The organism is Pantoea sp. BRR-3P (assembly GCF_039621635.1).
Classification (GTDB): domain Bacteria; phylum Pseudomonadota; class Gammaproteobacteria; order Enterobacterales; family Enterobacteriaceae; genus Pantoea; species Pantoea floridensis.
In genome coordinates this window covers 1,433,957-1,448,082 of the sequence record NZ_CP155066.1, presented here as the reverse complement: position 1 = coordinate 1,448,082, position 14,126 = coordinate 1,433,957, and the positions used below count along the sequence as shown (strand labels likewise).

Here is a 14,126-nt window from a genome sequence, read left to right as displayed (position 1 = left end):
CGTCGTAGGGTCGCCATTTATGGCGACCTTATTCATGACCGCGTCGTGGTTAACTCAACACCGACGAAACCAATAGTTGGGTATACGGATGATGCGGATCGTCCAGCACGCGATCCGTCAGCCCGCTCTCCACCACGCGGCCCTGCTTCATCACCAGCAGACGATGCGCCAGCAAACGCGCCACGCCGAGATCGTGCGTCACAATCACCACCGCCAGATTCAGCTCGCGCACCAGCGTGCGCAGCAGATCCAGCAGGCGCGCCTGCACCGACACATCTAAACCACCGGTCGGCTCATCCATAAACACCAGCGTCGGCTGCGTCACCAGGTTGCGCGCAATCTGCAAGCGCTGCTGCATACCGCCGGAGAAAGTGGTGGGCAGATCGTCGATGCGGTTGGCGGGGATTTCGACATCCTGCAGCCAGCGCATCGCCTCTTTACGGATATCGCCATAGTGGCGATTGCCCACCGCCATCAGGCGTTCACCGATGTTGCCGCCCGCCGTCACCTGCGGACGCAAACCATCCAGCGGATGCTGATGCACCACGCCCCATTCGGTGCGCAGCAGGCGGCGGCGATCGCTCTCGCTCAGCTGATAAAGATCCTGCGCACGGTAAAGAATATTGCCCTGCTGCGGGGCTAACCGCGCCGACAGGCTGCGCAGCAGCGTGGTTTTGCCCGAACCGGATTCCCCGACAATGCCTAACACTTCGCCAGGATAGAGCTCAAAACTCACCTCTTCAAACCCTTTGCCTGGCGCATAAAGGTGCGTCAGATTGTTGACCGCAAGCAGCGGCTGTTCACTGTGCATGCTGTTGTTCCTGCTGCTGGTGGCAAAAATCGGTATCGGAGCAGACAAACATGCGCGTACCGGCGTCATCCATCACCACCTCGTCGAGGTAGCTGTGGCGCGAACCGCACAGCGCGCAGGGTTCATCCCACTGCTGCACGCTGAACGGGTGATCGTCGAAGTCGAGGCTTTCCACTTTGGTAAACGGCGGCAGCGCATAGATGCGTTTTTCACGTCCGGCACCAAACAGCTGCAGCGCCGGCATCATGTGCATCTTCGGGTTGTCGAATTTGGGGATCGGTGACGGATCCATCACGTAGCGATCGTTGACCTTCACCGGGTAGGCATAGGTGGTGGCGATGTGGCCGTAGCGGGCAATATCTTCATACAGTTTCACCTGCATGATGCCGTACTCCTCCAGCGCGTGCATGGTGCGGGTTTCGGTCTCGCGCGGCTCAATAAAACGCAGCGGTTCCGGGATTGGCACCTGGAAAATCAGGATCTGATCCTCTTCCAGCGGCGTTTCGGGAATGCGGTGCCGCGTCTGAATCAGCGTGGCATCAACCGTACGTTCGGTGGTTGCCGCGCCGCTGACGCGCTCAAAGAAGCGACGAATCGATACCGCGTTGGTGGTGTCATCGGCGCCCTGATCGATCACCTTCAGCACATCGGCATCGCCAATGATGCTGGCGGTGATCTGAATGCCGCCGGTGCCCCAGCCATACGGCATCGGCATTTCGCGTCCGGCAAACGGCACCTGATAACCGGGAATCGCTACTGCTTTTAATATTGCGCGGCGGATGGTGCGTTTGGTTTGTTCATCCAGATAACCGTTGTTGTAGCCGGTTAACTCACTCATGATTCTGCTCCTGATGCTGTTGGCGCAGCCGTTTCAGCAGCTCAAGCTCCGCCTGGAAATCGACGTAGTGCGGCAGTTTCAAGTGCGAGACAAAGCCCGCCGCTTCCACGTTGTCGGCATGCGACAGCACAAACTCTTCGTCCTGCGCTGGACCGGCAATCCGTTCGTTATACTCCGGTGCCTGCAGCGCACGATCCACCAGCGCCATCGCCATCGCTTTGCGCTCGGAGCGACCAAACACCAAGCCGTAACCGCGCGTGAAGTGCGGCGCGCTGGCGGTTTCAGTAGTAAAGCCGTTCACCATTTCGCATTCGGTCAGCAGGATTTCGCCGATCTCGATGTCAAAATCCAGCTCTTCCGGGCAGATCGAGACGCTGAGATAACCGGTACGAATTTCGCCGGCGAACGGATGGTTACGGCCGTAGCCACGCTGCGTCGAGTAGCCGAGTGCCAGCAGGAAGCCTTCGTCGCCGCGCACCAGCTGTTGCAGACGCGCCGCGCGCGTGGCGGGATAACCGGGCGGCTCGCGGGTGATGTCGCACGGCTCGCTGCCGTCATCCTCTTCGCGCGCCGCCAATCCTTCATGGGTCATCATGCTGAACACGTGCGGGCAACGTTCGGGTAGCGCCTGATCGTCACGCTGCGCCGCCGGCGTTTCACCATTGGCCAGCAGGGTGAAATCGAGCAGGCGATGGCTGTAATCGTAGGTGGGACCCAGCACCTGGCCGCCCGGCAGATCTTTGTAGACCGCGGAGATGCGGCGCTCAAGGCGCATCTCATCGGTTGCCAGCGCCAGGCTATCGGCGAGGCGCGGCAGCGTGGTGCGATAGGCGCGCAGCAGGAAAATCGCTTCCACTAAATCGCCGCTCGCCTGTTTGATGGCTAAGGCCGCCAGCTGCGGATCATAGATGCCGCCTTCGGTCATCACGCGATCGACCGCTAAACCGAGCTGTTGCGCCAGCTGGTCGCACTGCAACTCCGGCAGCGCGCGGTCGCCCCGCCGCAAATCGGCCTGTAGCTCATGGGCGCTGGCAATCGCCTTCTCGCCCCCTTTAACCGCAACGTACATCAGCACACCTCCACGTCGGTGGTGCGTGGCAGCGCCATCATCGCTTCACCGCAGGTGAAAATCAGATCCACGCCCTGCGGGAAAGGATGCGGACGCTCGCGCAGGTAGTGCAGAATCGCCTCCGGCAGCTGCGGTGCAATGGCGCGCGGTTCACGTAAACCTGGGCCCGAGAGGCGCAGCGTCAAACCGCCGCTCAATGATGGCACCTCAACAATCAGCGTGGTGCTCTTCTCTGGCGACATATTGTCGCCAGACGCAAACAGTGCCGGATCGGGATTGGCCGCCGCATGCGTCAAGGCGAACGGTGCATCGCGCTCAGCGACAATCGGCACGCCGGTATGAAAGCGCAGGTTGCTGCGCACCACCTCGTTATCGATACGACCATCGAGCCACAGTGCGCTCTCCTGATCGACCAGCGTCAACAGCACCGCCGTGGCCGCCGGCGACAGATCGCCCCAGCCCTGTTGCAGCGGCAGCGACACCAGCACGCCCGGCTCGCTCATCGCTTTGAGGATGCGGCGGAAGGCGCGCTGTGCATCGGCAACCGGATGGTTAAAACTTGCCAGTAATGTCATCAGTTATCTCCGCGAACCAGCGTAAAGAAATCCACTTTGGAGCTGGCGATTTCCCGCGCGCGCAGCTGACGCTGCTCTTCACGCAGCGCCGCCAGCGGGGCAATCACTTTTTCCTGTAACAGCGCCTGGGTTTCCGGCTGTTGCAGCAGTGCATCGATTAACGCGCAGCGCTCGGCGTGGGATTTATCGCGCCCCAGCACGTAGCTAAAACCGAGCGTGCCGTCGTGCAGTTTCACCACCGCGCGCGTTACCGTGGCATCGCCCATCACGAAGCGCTTGCCGCTGCCGCCCATACGCGCCTGCAGGCGGGTTAATCCGGTTTCCGCCGGACGCACGCGCTCAAAATCCGGGTTTAAGTGCAGCGGCTGCCAGTGCGCATTCAGGCTGCTGGCTTCGCTGTGGGCCAGCACCGAAAGCCAGTGCTGGCGGGCTGTTTGCTGTTTCATTCGTGCTCCAGAGTCAGTTCAATCATGTCGCCGCGCGTCAGGCTAACGGAGTATTCCGCCACCTTGCCGTCGCGGTGCTTATTCAGGGTGCGCACACACAGCAGCGGCGACTGCAGGGCAATCTCCAGCTGTTTGCACTCTTTCGCCTGCGCGCGGCGAGTGCTAATGCGGGTTTGGCTGCGCGTCAGGCTTAAGCCCAGCTGCTGCTGCATAAAGTCATGCAGCGAACCGCTGTGAAACTGCTGCAGCGCGGGCCACCAGCTGAGATCGGCGAGGAAGTGATTAATCACGCAAACCGCAACACCATTAACCCGGCGCAGCGTGCGCAGATGGATAACGTTGTCACCCTCACTGATGCCCAGCGCGCTGGCCACATCGCCGCTGGCCGGACGTATTACCGCCAGCAAACGCTCGCTGGTGGGATGACTGCCCTGCTCCATCAGGTTTTGGCTAAAGCGCGCCTGTGCATGCAGCGGATAATCGTAAGGACGCATCAGCACCAAAATGCCCACGCCGTGACGCCGTTGCAGCAGGCCTTTATTGACCAGCTCATCGACCGCGCGGCGCAAGGTGTGGCGATTGACTTCGTAGTGGTCCGCCAACTGCTGCTCGGAAGGCAAATAATCGCCGCAGCGATAGCGCTCCTGCAGCGCCTGCTCCAGCTGGGCGGCAACGGCCTGGTACACAGTGGTCGGATGTCTGGATATCTCCATCACGCTCAATACCTCATGTGGTTGAGGAGTGCAGCGACGCTCGCTGCGGGATGGCGATTACATTGCGGGCAGTAGATGACAGCGCCGTGACGGCTCAATGACGCAAAGATGAATTTGCTTTACGGCAGGAGGAACGTGGGGCAAAGCGGGTTAATTCAATAAACTATCTTTAACTGTTTCCTTTGTGACCATGTTCAAAAAATTTGCGTCCATTTTCACTGACTTATCGCTTCCCTTACTCCGTGCAGCCTGGGTAAGTTCTGCTAAGTTAAAAGATGAACCCTTCTTGTCAGGCGAATCTCAAAATGATTAACGCATTAAAACTATCGGATGGTTTTCGCGGTAACTTTGTCCGTGAAGTTATTTTGCCGCTGATGGCTATTTTACTCCTGACCTTTGCCGGCGCGGGGATGGGTCTGTTCTGGGGGACCTCGCTCACCAACAATGAAGCACGCGATCAGCAGCAGCGTATGATTGAGGCTTCCTTCGCGCAAAGTCTCAGTGAGCATCTGCGCCAGCTGCGCAGCCTGACGCGCTGGTCACCGCTGGCCGATCAGCTGGCGTTAGCGCATCCCGACCAAAGCTGGCTGACGCAAAATGTCGGCGGCTGGCTGTATGACATGTTTGACCACCAGCTGGTGATCTTACTGGATCGCGATAATCAGCTGGTTAATGTCTGGCGCAACGGCCAACCGGTGCCCGATAAGCGCGTGGGTCCCTATTTGCAAGAGATGCTGCAGAGTCCGCTGGTGCTCAGCAGCGATGTGGCGGCGGGTCCTGCCGATCGCGCTGATTTTGTGCGCATTGGTCAACGCGCCGCCGCGCTGGCGGTGGGTGACATCAGCAGCACGAAACAGGCGGGACGCTATCGCCTGGTGAGCATTAAATTTCTTGATGATGGCTATTTGCGTAATCTCTCCGATCGCAGCCAGCTGCGGCAGCTGCACTTTAGCGACACTGAACCGGCGGGAAAAACCAAAGCGCGCTACCTGCTCAATTCTCAGCAGGGCAATCCCGTCGGCTATCTTAGCTGGCAACCGGACAAGCCTGGCGCTCAGATGCTGCGCACCATCGGTCCTTCAACGCTGCTGTCGGTGATGTTAATCACGCTGCTGTGCCTGTTTATGGTACGGCGTATCTGGACCTCGTCGCTGAAACTGTCGCAGTCGTTATTGCAACTGGGCGCCAGTGAAGCGCAGGCACAGCATCTGGCGTTTCATGATGTGCTGACCGGTTTACCGAATCGTTCGCTGGTGGAAGATCGTTTAACCCAGGCGCTGGCGCTGGCCGGACGCCACGACCAGCGCGTGGCGCTGCTGCTGCTGGATCTGGATCGTTTTAAAAACATCAATGATACCTACGGTCATCACGCGGGCGACGAAATGATCATGGAGGTGGCGCGCCGTCTCAACGACATCGTGCGCGCCAGCGATACGGTCGGTCGTATTGGCGGCGACGAGTTCATTATTGTCATGCCGGATGTTGAGAATATTGGCCAGGTGCAATCGCTGGCGAACCGCATCATTGCTCGCCTCAGCGAGCCATATCAATGGGTGGGCAGTGAATTATGGGTCGGCGTAAGCGTCGGTCTGGCGCTGGCACCGAAGGATGGCATCGATCGGCTTGAGCTGATGCGTAAAGCGGATATCGCGCTGTATGAAGCGAAAAATCACGGACGCGGCCAGTATCGTCAGTTTGAGAAAGTGATGGATGAATCGCTGCGCACGCGCCAGCAAATGGCGGCGGATTTACGTCAGGCGTTGGTGAAATGTGACGGTCTGGCGGTGTGGTATCAGCCGCTGATGGATATCAGCGGCCAGCGCGTGGTAGGCCTTGAGGCGCTGCTGCGCTGGCATCACGCCGAACGAGGCGATGTCTCGCCGGGTGATTTCATTGCCATTGCCGAAGAGACCGGCATGATTATTCCTCTTGGCGAGTGGGTGCTACGTGAAGCCTGTAAAACCGCGCTCAGGCTGCCCGATATCGTTGTGGCGGTGAATGTTTCGCCGGTACAGTTTCGCGCCAGCAGTTTTGTTGAGCGCATTGTTGAAATTGTGCGGGAAGAAGGTGCCGATCCCACACATATGGAGCTGGAGATCACTGAAGGTGTGCTGATTGAAGATGAACATGAGGCGCGCAATAGCATTATCGCGCTGCGCGAAGCCGGTTTCCGCATTGCGCTGGATGATTTTGGCACCGGTTATTCCAGCCTGAACTACCTCAGCACCTTCCCGGTGGATAAGATTAAAATCGATCGTTCATTTACGCAGTCGCTCGGCGTGGCGCAGAACTCCACCGCGATTGTTGAATCGGTGGTGCGGTTAGGCCACGCGATGGGCTTAACGGTCACCGCCGAAGGGGTTGAAACCGAAGGGCAAAAGAATGCGCTGGCTGATGCCGGCTGCAACCAGCTGCAGGGGTATTTGTTCAGCCACGCCGTGCCGTTCGAAGAGATAGAGAAAATGGTGTGATCGCCAGAATACCAGGTCGCCATAAATGGCGCCCCTACGGTCTCGGTGTAGGGTCGTCATTTATGGCGACCTGAATAACCGCGCCACGCGCAATAAATTAACTCTGAATACGTCCCTCAAAATTAAACAACCTTCATCGCCTTCTCGCCGCAAATAAAATAATATTATGTCGGCAAGGAGGCCATGATGAAGAACCGTAAATATCCACGCTTGAAAAATCATGATTACCGCACCAACGGCGCCTATTTCATCACCCTGGTTTGCCATCGCCGCGCACCTTTATTTGGCCTATTCATCGCAACAGAATTCTGCCTCACGCCGATTGGGGATTATGCCATTAAAGCCTGGCAGGCCTTATCACAACGCGATACCGCGATAACTCTTGATGCCTTTGTCCTGATGCCGAATCACCTGCATGGCATTATTTGGCTAAATGAAAGCACACATCGGTCCCTGCTGAATATTGTTAATTGGTTTAAAGCGGAGATAACGCGTGAAACTGGGATAAAGGTATGACAGCGCAGCTTTTATGATCGCGTGATTCGGGATGAGCACGAATTACTGAACATCCGCAGATATATTGAAGAGAATCCCATGAAATGGGAACTGGACAGGTTGTATGTATCTGGAAAACCGTAAGGTCGCCATTCATGGCGACCACATTACCAGGTGCGCATAAATGCGCACCCTACAAGCAACACAGAGATCTGTTTACGATGGAAAATCCGTCTCAATCGAGGTTTGTTTCCACGCTTCGATCTGCGTCAGGCGCTCTTTCAATTTATTGGTCACCGCGTCGTAACCCCATGCGCCCATCACCAGATGGCGCGGTGGATTGGCGTGTTCGGTGATGGCGATCATCGCACTGGCTGCACGAGCCGGATCGCCCGCCTGGGTGCCGCTGTATTCCGAGGTAGATTTCATGCGCGCTGCTGCGGTTTCAGCATATTCCGGCAGCTTGCTGGGGGTTTGATGCAGCGAGCGTCCGGCCCAATCGGTGCGGAACGGGCCAGGTTCGACGCAGGTAACGTGAATGCCCAGCGGTGCGGTTTCTAGCGCCAGCGAGTCAGACCACCCTTCCACCGCATGTTTGCTCGCCGAATAGTAGCCCGAGCTGGCGAAGCCAATAAAACCAGCGACCGAGGTGATATTGATGATATGGCCGCTGCGCGCTTTGCGCATGGCAGGCAGCACCGCGCGGGTTAGCGCGAACAGGCCAAACACGTTGGCATCAAACTGGGCGCGAATCTCTTTCTCTTCACCCTCTTCCACCGAACTTTGATACCCGTAACCGGCGTTATTAACCAGCACATCAACGCTACCGAATTTCGCCAGCGCTGCGTTCACGGCCTGTTCGATGCTGGCCTGATCGGTGACATCCAGCGCCAGAGCCAGCGCGTTATCGTGTCCGCTCACTAAATCCTGCACTTTTGATACATCACGTGCGGTAACAACCGTGTTGAAGCCGCGCGCAATGGTCTGCTGCGCCAGTTCGCGACCAAAACCGGTTGAACAGCCTGAAATGAACCAAACTGGCGTAGTTGCTGAAGCCATAGTAACGTCCCCTTCAATGTGAATAGGCCCAATGAAACCTCACCGGGCAAAGAGAGTAACTATGGCAAACCCGGTCAAGGGTGATTAGCGATGCGTGCGCCATGAACAGGCCGCAGGACTTGGTTCCCTCTCCAGCCAGCCGGAGAGGGTGAGGGAAAAGTACAATCAGATCTGGAAATCGATGGCCGGTTCGTTCTCGGTTTCGTAAGAGAGCGCCTGACGTTTGATCTCCTCCAGCGACAGATTAGCATTACACAGCTCGAGGAACTGCCACACGTAGTTGCGCTGTAGTTGTCCGCGCTTCAGTCCCAGCCATACGGTATTAGCATCGAAAAGATGGTGCGTATCGATTTTTACCAGATCTTCGCCTTCGTAAATATCACACGCCTGATCGGCGAGAATACCCACGCCAAGGCCCAGCTCAACGTAGGTTTTCACCACGTCGGAATCCTGCGCGCTGAGCACGATATCCGGCCTGAGTCCTGCCGCCTGGAAGGCACGATCGACGCGCGAACGGCCGGTAATGCCCTGACGATAGGTGATCAGCGGATAGCGGCTAAGGCTGGCAAGCGTCACCGGCTGATGCTGCAGCAGCTCGTGATCGTGCGGCACCAGCAGCGAGTGATGCCAGCTGAACCAGGGAAACGCCGCAAGGCTGCTGTTGTTCACCAACTGCTCGGAGGCAATACCGATATCGGCTTCACCGGCCAGCAGCATAGCGACAATCTCCTGCGGCGACCCCTGATTCAGCTCGAGACGCACGTTCGGATAGAGCTGTCGAAACGCTTTAATCACGCGCGGCAAACTGTAACGCGCCTGGGTATGGGTGGTAGCGATAGTCAGCACGCCGCTGGTTTCATTGGTAAACACATCCGCTAAGCGGCGTACTTTGCCCGCTTCATCAAGGATGCGTTCAGCAATGGTCAACAACGCTTTGCCCGGCTCGGTCATGCCGAGGAGTCGCTTGCCACGACGAATAAAAATTTCCACGCCCAGCTCATCTTCCAGATCGCGAATATGGCGGCTTACCCCGGATTGGGAAGTAAACAGCGTATTCGCCACTTCAGTCAGGTTGAACTCGCAACGGGCCGCTTCACGTATAATTTTAAGTTGCTGGAAATTCACACCCTTTTCTCCTGATTCCTGCCCCTGTTTCGCCCATGTTATGAAGTTGGTGTGATTGCAACAAATAATAAAAAACGGTGTGTTATGCGGAATAGTAATAAGGGAAGGCGATGGGAGCTGAATAGCTGACAGGCATTACGCAGGGTAGCGGCGCACGGCATTGCGCCATAAATTGCGCCGCTACAGCGTAAGTAATGAACGTGTGACTTAGCGTGGCTGGCCGTCGACGAGGGAATCCATCAATTCCATCTCTTCGCGACTCAGCAGTTTACCAATGTTAACCAGGATGATCATGCGGGTGTCGATCACGCCAAGGCCCAGCAGATAATCACTGGAAAGCACCGAGGTGAAGTCGGGTGTAGGTCTGATCTGATCGGCTTCCAGTGATAGCACGTCCACCACGCCATCCACCACGATGCCCACAATGCGATCGCCAAAGTTCAGGACAATCACCACCGTGTCTTTATCATCTTCCGTAACGGGCAAATGAAAACGCAAACGTAAATCGATGATGGGCACGATGACGCCGCGCAGATTGGTCACGCCGGTAATAAAATCTGGCGAGTTGGGGATACGCGTGGCGCGATCGCAACCGCGTATCTCCTGTACCTTGAGAATATCAATGCCATACTCTTCGTCGCCGAGACGGAAAACTAAATACTCTTGCGCCACGGCGTCTTTGTTGGCCAGGGAAACTGACATGCTAAAACTCCTTCCACACCCGCGCGTTGGCGCGCGAGCGTTTGCTGCTAATCGTTAAGGGTCGAAAGCTCAACCACATCCAGAATCAGTGCCACGCTGCCGTCACCAAGAATCGTCGCGGCCGATACGCCTTTCACTTTGCGGTAGTTCTGCTCAAGGTTTTTCACCACCACCTGTTGCTGGCCGAGTAGTTGATCGACCCACAGCGCATAGCGGACGCCCGCGCTCTGCACAATCACCACAATGCCATCGTCGCTGTGCGCGTCGCCATTGACCGCGAAGCGCTGACGCAACAGCACCAGCGGCAGATACTCACCGCGCACCTGCAATAGGCGCTCTTCACCGACAAAGCGGCAGATCATCTCTTCTTTCGGCTGCAGGGATTCCATGACGGCGCCCAGCGGCAGCACATAGATTTCATCGGCCACTTTCACCAGCATGCCGTCGAGAATCGCCAGCGTCAGCGGCAGGAAAATGCTGATCGTGCTGCCTTCTCCGGTGCGGGAGTGAATATCCACATGGCCGCCCATCGCCAGAATATTTCGCCGCACCACGTCCATGCCCACCCCGCGTCCTGAGACATCGGTGACGCTTTCGGCGGTAGAGAAACCGGCAGCAAAAATCAGCATCCACACGTCGTCATCACTGATCGTCTCGCTGACGTTCATCCCTTGCGAGCGCGCCTTAGCGAGGATTTTTTCACGGTTCAGGCCAGCACCGTCGTCCGTCACTTTTATCACGATGTTGCCACCGTGATGTTCCGCCGAAAGCGTTAAATTGCCGCACGCCGGTTTGCCTTTCGCCAGACGTTCTTCGGGAGATTCGATACCGTGATCAAGACTGTTACGCACCAGATGCGTCAGCGGATCGATAATGCGTTCAATCAGGCTCTTATCCAGTTCGGCCGATCCGCCTTTTAGCGTCAACTCCACCTGCTTATTGAGGCGCGAGCCCAAATCGTGCACCAGGCGCGGGAAGCGACTGAACACGTAATCCATCGGCATCATGCGGATCGACATCACCGATTCCTGCAGCTCACGCGTATTCCGCTCCATCTGCGCCACGCAGTTTTGCAACCTGTCGTAGCTGCCGGGCTCGAGCGAATTGGTGAGCTGTGACAACATCGCCTGGGTGATGATCAGCTCGCCAACCTGATTGATGATCTGGTCAACTTTACTGACCGCCACGCGAATGCTGCTTGATTCCTGATTCGCCGCACGCGGCGCAGCGGCAGCAACTGCTGGCGCAGGTTTTTCTGCCACCACCGGAGGCGGTGCGATAACGGGCGCTGGCGCGCTCACTTCCGCTGCCGCTGTCGATTCAATCAGGATCTGCGTGTCGTCCAGCACAAAGCAGAGCACCGCAGAGATCTCCTCGGCGGTGACGCTGGTGAGCAGATCCACGGTCATGCTGTTGCCGAGGCTTTCCACCTGCATGATTGTGCCAAGATGCTGCAGCTCTTCACGAAGCAGTGTCTGTTCACGCGGCTCAACCGCGCTGAGGGTAACGCGTAAAAGCGATTCATCACCGCTCTGCGCCGGAACGGGGCTGGCAGCGACCACCGCCGCTGCGGGTGGCGTTACCGGCTCGCCCTGCTCCAGCAAGGCAATCTCACGCAGCGCCTGACAAATATAGTGAAAACTCGCCTCATCGGGCTCCTGCGAAGACTGATACGCTTCCAGCTGCGCTTGCATAATGTCTTTACTTTCCAGAAACAGGTTAATGTGGTTACGGTTGAGCATCAGTTTGCCGCTGCGCGCCTCGTCCAGCAGGTTTTCCAGTAGATGAGTGGTTTGCTGCAGCGCACTGAAGCCAAACGTGCCCGCGCCGCCTTTCAGCGAGTGGGCCGCGCGGAAAATCGCGTTAAGCTGCTCTTTGTCCGGCGAAGCCAGATCCAGCTGGAGCAGATGCTGCTCCATATCCGCCAGCAGCTCTTCCGCCTCACTGAAGAAAATCTGCGAAAAATCATTCACGTCCATCGGTGTAACCCTGAACCTCTTTCAGCTGAGCGCCGTTAATTTCTGCCATTTCCGGCACCTCGGATACCGGCTGCACGCTGCGGGTTTCGCTACGGATCGCCTGCTCTTTACTGCGGCTCAACACCAGAATACTGATGCGGCGATTGCGCGGATCGTCTGGTGCCACATCCTCTAACGGCAAGTGGCTGGCATTGCCGATGACGCGCAGGAAGCGTTCATCACTCAATCCGGCGCTCACCAGCACACGACGAACCGCATTGGCACGGCCGGTGGAGAGCTCCCAATTGCTATAGCCGCCGACGCCGCCCGAATACGGCAGTGAATCGGTGTGACCGGTCAGACTGATCTTGTTAGGCAGCTCATTCAGCAACGGCACCAGCGCTTGCAGGATGCCGTTCATATAGGATTCCGGTATTTCGCTACCAATCTTAAACATCGGTCGATTTTGCGAATCGGTAATCTGGATCAGTAGCCCATCGTTGGTAAGGGTGAGCAAAATATTGGATTTGAAGTTGTTCAGCCGCGGATCGGTTTGAATCATCTGCTGCAGCTTTTTCTTCGCCTGTCGCAGACTTTCCAGCGCCTGCTGGCGGCTCACCGCATCCATTTGCTTTTTAAAGACTTCGCCATCTTTTTTAACCAGATCGTCACCGCCGCCGGGGATCACGCTGTCGCTCAGGCTGGTTTTATTGCCTTGCGCCAGGGCGGGTTTTAACGGCACGCGAAAGTAATCGGCTATCTGCTCACGCTGCGTGGGATCGGATTGCGACAGCAGCCACATCACTAAAAAGAACGCCATCATGGCGGTCATAAAGTCGGCGTAAGCGATCTTCCAGGTGCCGCCATGGTGCGCGTGTTTATGCTTCTTGCGCTTGCGGACAATAATCGGCGTATCTTTTTTCATGCGGCAGCTGCATCCGAGGGTTTGGATTTCAGGCTGGCGTTCGATTTCACTTCGCGCACGTGCTCTTCCAGCTCTTCAAAAGAGGGACGTTCGCTGGTGTAAATGGTCTTACGGCCAAATTCCACCGCAATCTGCGGCGCGTAACCGTTCAGGCTGGAGAGCAGCGTGACTTTGATGCACTGCAAAATCTTCACCTGATCGCTACTTTTCTGGCGCAGCAGCGTGGCCAGCGGCAGAACAAAGCCGTAAGCAATCAGAATACCGAGGAAGGTCCCCACCAGCGCGTGGGCAATCAGCATGCCCAGCTCAGCAGCAGGACGATCGGCTGCGGCCAGCGCGTTCACCACGCCCATTACCGCCGCGACAATACCAAAAGCCGGAAACGCATCGCCGACGTTATTCAGGCTCTGCGCCGGGACTTCCAGCTCCTCTTCACAGGTTTCGATCTCTTCGTCCATCAACGCTTCGATCTCATGCGAATTCATGCTGCCGCCAATCATCAGGCGGAAGTAGTCCATGACGAAGTTGCTGAGCATCGGATCGCTCATCAGACGTGGATAGGCGCTGAGAATCTCGCTGTTCTGCGGATCTTCAATATCCTTCTCCAGCGTCATCAGGCCATGCACGCGGCTTTTGGTCAGCAGCAAAAACAGCATCGCCATCAGATCCATGTAGACCGCTTTGTTATAACGTCGACCTACGAAGAGCCTGGCAACCGCGCGACCGGTAGATTTGAGGGATTTAACGTTGTTACCAACAATGAAGGCGCCAACGCCAGCACCACCAATAATCAGCAGTTCTAGCGGCTGGAACAGGGCGGCAAGTTCACCGCCGGAGAGCACAAAACCACCAAAGACAGTGAAGATAACCACAAGATAGCCAATGATAACTAACACAACTTCTCCTTTCTGATTTTATCTCCGGCGCGGTAAAACCACG

14 protein-coding genes are annotated in these 14,126 nt (G+C 56.9%); 2 read left to right on the top strand and 12 right to left on the bottom strand.

The window, feature by feature from the left end; all coding sequences use genetic code 11:
- Window positions 1–49: 49 nt before the first annotated feature.
- From phnK to phnF, 6 genes are read right to left on the bottom strand one after another with little or no spacing between them, the layout of a single operon-like run.
- Entirely contained in the window at window positions 50–811 is a 762-nt protein-coding gene (phnK, locus tag AAGR08_RS06600) for a phosphonate C-P lyase system protein PhnK (protein ID WP_097096853.1), read from the bottom strand.
- Window positions 801–1,649: an alpha-D-ribose 1-methylphosphonate 5-phosphate C-P-lyase PhnJ gene (locus tag AAGR08_RS06595; protein ID WP_345829178.1), complete on the bottom strand. Its 849-nt coding sequence runs from the start codon at window positions 1,647–1,649 to the stop codon at window positions 801–803. Before AAGR08_RS06595 ends, phnK begins: the two co-directional genes overlap by 11 nt.
- A complete protein-coding gene (locus AAGR08_RS06590; RefSeq protein WP_345829176.1) occupies window positions 1,642–2,718 on the bottom strand; it encodes a carbon-phosphorus lyase complex subunit PhnI in 1,077 nt (358 codons plus the stop codon). The genes AAGR08_RS06595 and AAGR08_RS06590 overlap by 8 nt, the downstream gene beginning before the upstream one ends.
- The gene (phnH, locus tag AAGR08_RS06585; RefSeq protein ID WP_097096850.1) at window positions 2,718–3,293 is read right to left on the bottom strand and encodes a phosphonate C-P lyase system protein PhnH; all 576 of its coding nucleotides are present in this window, start codon (window positions 3,291–3,293) and stop codon (window positions 2,718–2,720) included. Before phnH ends, AAGR08_RS06590 begins: the two co-directional genes overlap by 1 nt.
- Window positions 3,293–3,739, bottom strand: a complete 447-nt coding sequence (phnG, locus tag AAGR08_RS06580; RefSeq protein ID WP_345829175.1) for a phosphonate C-P lyase system protein PhnG — start codon at window positions 3,737–3,739, stop codon at window positions 3,293–3,295. The genes phnH and phnG overlap by 1 nt, the downstream gene beginning before the upstream one ends.
- Window positions 3,736–4,452 (bottom strand): phosphonate metabolism transcriptional regulator PhnF, encoded by a 717-nt coding sequence (gene phnF / locus AAGR08_RS06575; RefSeq protein ID WP_345829174.1) that lies wholly within the window; start codon window positions 4,450–4,452, stop codon window positions 3,736–3,738. The genes phnG and phnF overlap by 4 nt, the downstream gene beginning before the upstream one ends.
- Before the next feature lie 305 nt (window positions 4,453–4,757).
- Here phnF and AAGR08_RS06570 point away from each other — a divergent pair, with 305 nt between their 5' ends.
- Together AAGR08_RS06570 and AAGR08_RS06565 are read left to right on the top strand one after the other, a co-directional pair.
- On the top strand, window positions 4,758–6,923 hold the full coding sequence (locus AAGR08_RS06570) for an EAL domain-containing protein (protein ID WP_345829173.1): 2,166 nt from the start codon (window positions 4,758–4,760) through the stop codon (window positions 6,921–6,923).
- 186 nt (window positions 6,924–7,109) lie between these two features.
- Window positions 7,110–7,439: a hypothetical protein gene (locus tag AAGR08_RS06565; protein ID WP_345829172.1), complete on the top strand. Its 330-nt coding sequence runs from the start codon at window positions 7,110–7,112 to the stop codon at window positions 7,437–7,439.
- Window positions 7,440–7,634: 195 nt separating this feature from the next.
- Here the strand turns inward: AAGR08_RS06565 and AAGR08_RS06560 are convergent, their stop codons facing one another.
- The 6 genes from AAGR08_RS06560 to motA form a co-directional block, all read right to left on the bottom strand.
- Complete coding sequence (locus tag AAGR08_RS06560) at window positions 7,635–8,477, bottom strand: oxidoreductase (protein ID WP_345829170.1); 843 nt, start codon at window positions 8,475–8,477, stop codon at window positions 7,635–7,637.
- A 165-nt stretch (window positions 8,478–8,642) separates the two neighbouring features.
- On the bottom strand, window positions 8,643–9,602 hold the full coding sequence (gene cbl / locus AAGR08_RS06555) for an HTH-type transcriptional regulator Cbl (RefSeq protein WP_008109354.1): 960 nt from the start codon (window positions 9,600–9,602) through the stop codon (window positions 8,643–8,645).
- Between the two features lie 207 nt (window positions 9,603–9,809).
- Complete coding sequence (locus AAGR08_RS06550) at window positions 9,810–10,304, bottom strand: chemotaxis protein CheW (protein ID WP_097096844.1); 495 nt, start codon at window positions 10,302–10,304, stop codon at window positions 9,810–9,812.
- Between the two features lie 47 nt (window positions 10,305–10,351).
- Window positions 10,352–12,283, bottom strand: a complete 1,932-nt coding sequence (cheA, locus tag AAGR08_RS06545) for a chemotaxis protein CheA (protein ID WP_097096843.1) — start codon at window positions 12,281–12,283, stop codon at window positions 10,352–10,354.
- Window positions 12,270–13,187 carry a flagellar motor protein MotB gene (gene motB / locus AAGR08_RS06540; RefSeq protein ID WP_345829167.1) on the bottom strand — a complete coding sequence of 306 codons (918 nt, stop codon included), beginning with the start codon at window positions 13,185–13,187 and terminating at the stop codon, window positions 12,270–12,272. Before motB ends, cheA begins: the two co-directional genes overlap by 14 nt.
- A complete protein-coding gene (motA, locus tag AAGR08_RS06535; protein ID WP_097096841.1) occupies window positions 13,184–14,083 on the bottom strand; it encodes a flagellar motor stator protein MotA in 900 nt (299 codons plus the stop codon). Before motA ends, motB begins: the two co-directional genes overlap by 4 nt.
- Window positions 14,084–14,126 lie beyond the last annotated feature (43 nt).

What these genes read in the sequence shown, in the direction of transcription:
- phnK (WP_097096853.1), bottom strand. Translation starts at nt 811, where the DNA reads ATGCACAGTGAACAGCCGCTGCTTGCGGTCAACAATCTGACGCACCTT.
- AAGR08_RS06595 (WP_345829178.1), bottom strand. Translation starts at nt 1,649, where the DNA reads ATGAGTGAGTTAACCGGCTACAACAACGGTTATCTGGATGAACAAACC.
- AAGR08_RS06590 (WP_345829176.1), bottom strand. Translation starts at nt 2,718, where the DNA reads ATGTACGTTGCGGTTAAAGGGGGCGAGAAGGCGATTGCCAGCGCCCAT.
- phnH (WP_097096850.1), bottom strand. Translation starts at nt 3,293, where the DNA reads ATGACATTACTGGCAAGTTTTAACCATCCGGTTGCCGATGCACAGCGC.
- phnG (WP_345829175.1), bottom strand. Translation starts at nt 3,739, where the DNA reads ATGAAACAGCAAACAGCCCGCCAGCACTGGCTTTCGGTGCTGGCCCAC.
- phnF (WP_345829174.1), bottom strand. Translation starts at nt 4,452, where the DNA reads ATGGAGATATCCAGACATCCGACCACTGTGTACCAGGCCGTTGCCGCC.
- AAGR08_RS06570 (WP_345829173.1), top strand. Translation starts at nt 4,758, where the DNA reads ATGATTAACGCATTAAAACTATCGGATGGTTTTCGCGGTAACTTTGTC.
- AAGR08_RS06565 (WP_345829172.1), top strand. Translation starts at nt 7,110, where the DNA reads ATGAAGAACCGTAAATATCCACGCTTGAAAAATCATGATTACCGCACC.
- AAGR08_RS06560 (WP_345829170.1), bottom strand. Translation starts at nt 8,477, where the DNA reads ATGGCTTCAGCAACTACGCCAGTTTGGTTCATTTCAGGCTGTTCAACC.
- AAGR08_RS06550 (WP_097096844.1), bottom strand. Translation starts at nt 10,304, where the DNA reads ATGTCAGTTTCCCTGGCCAACAAAGACGCCGTGGCGCAAGAGTATTTA.
- cheA (WP_097096843.1), bottom strand. Translation starts at nt 12,283, where the DNA reads ATGGACGTGAATGATTTTTCGCAGATTTTCTTCAGTGAGGCGGAAGAG.
- motB (WP_345829167.1), bottom strand. Translation starts at nt 13,187, where the DNA reads ATGAAAAAAGATACGCCGATTATTGTCCGCAAGCGCAAGAAGCATAAA.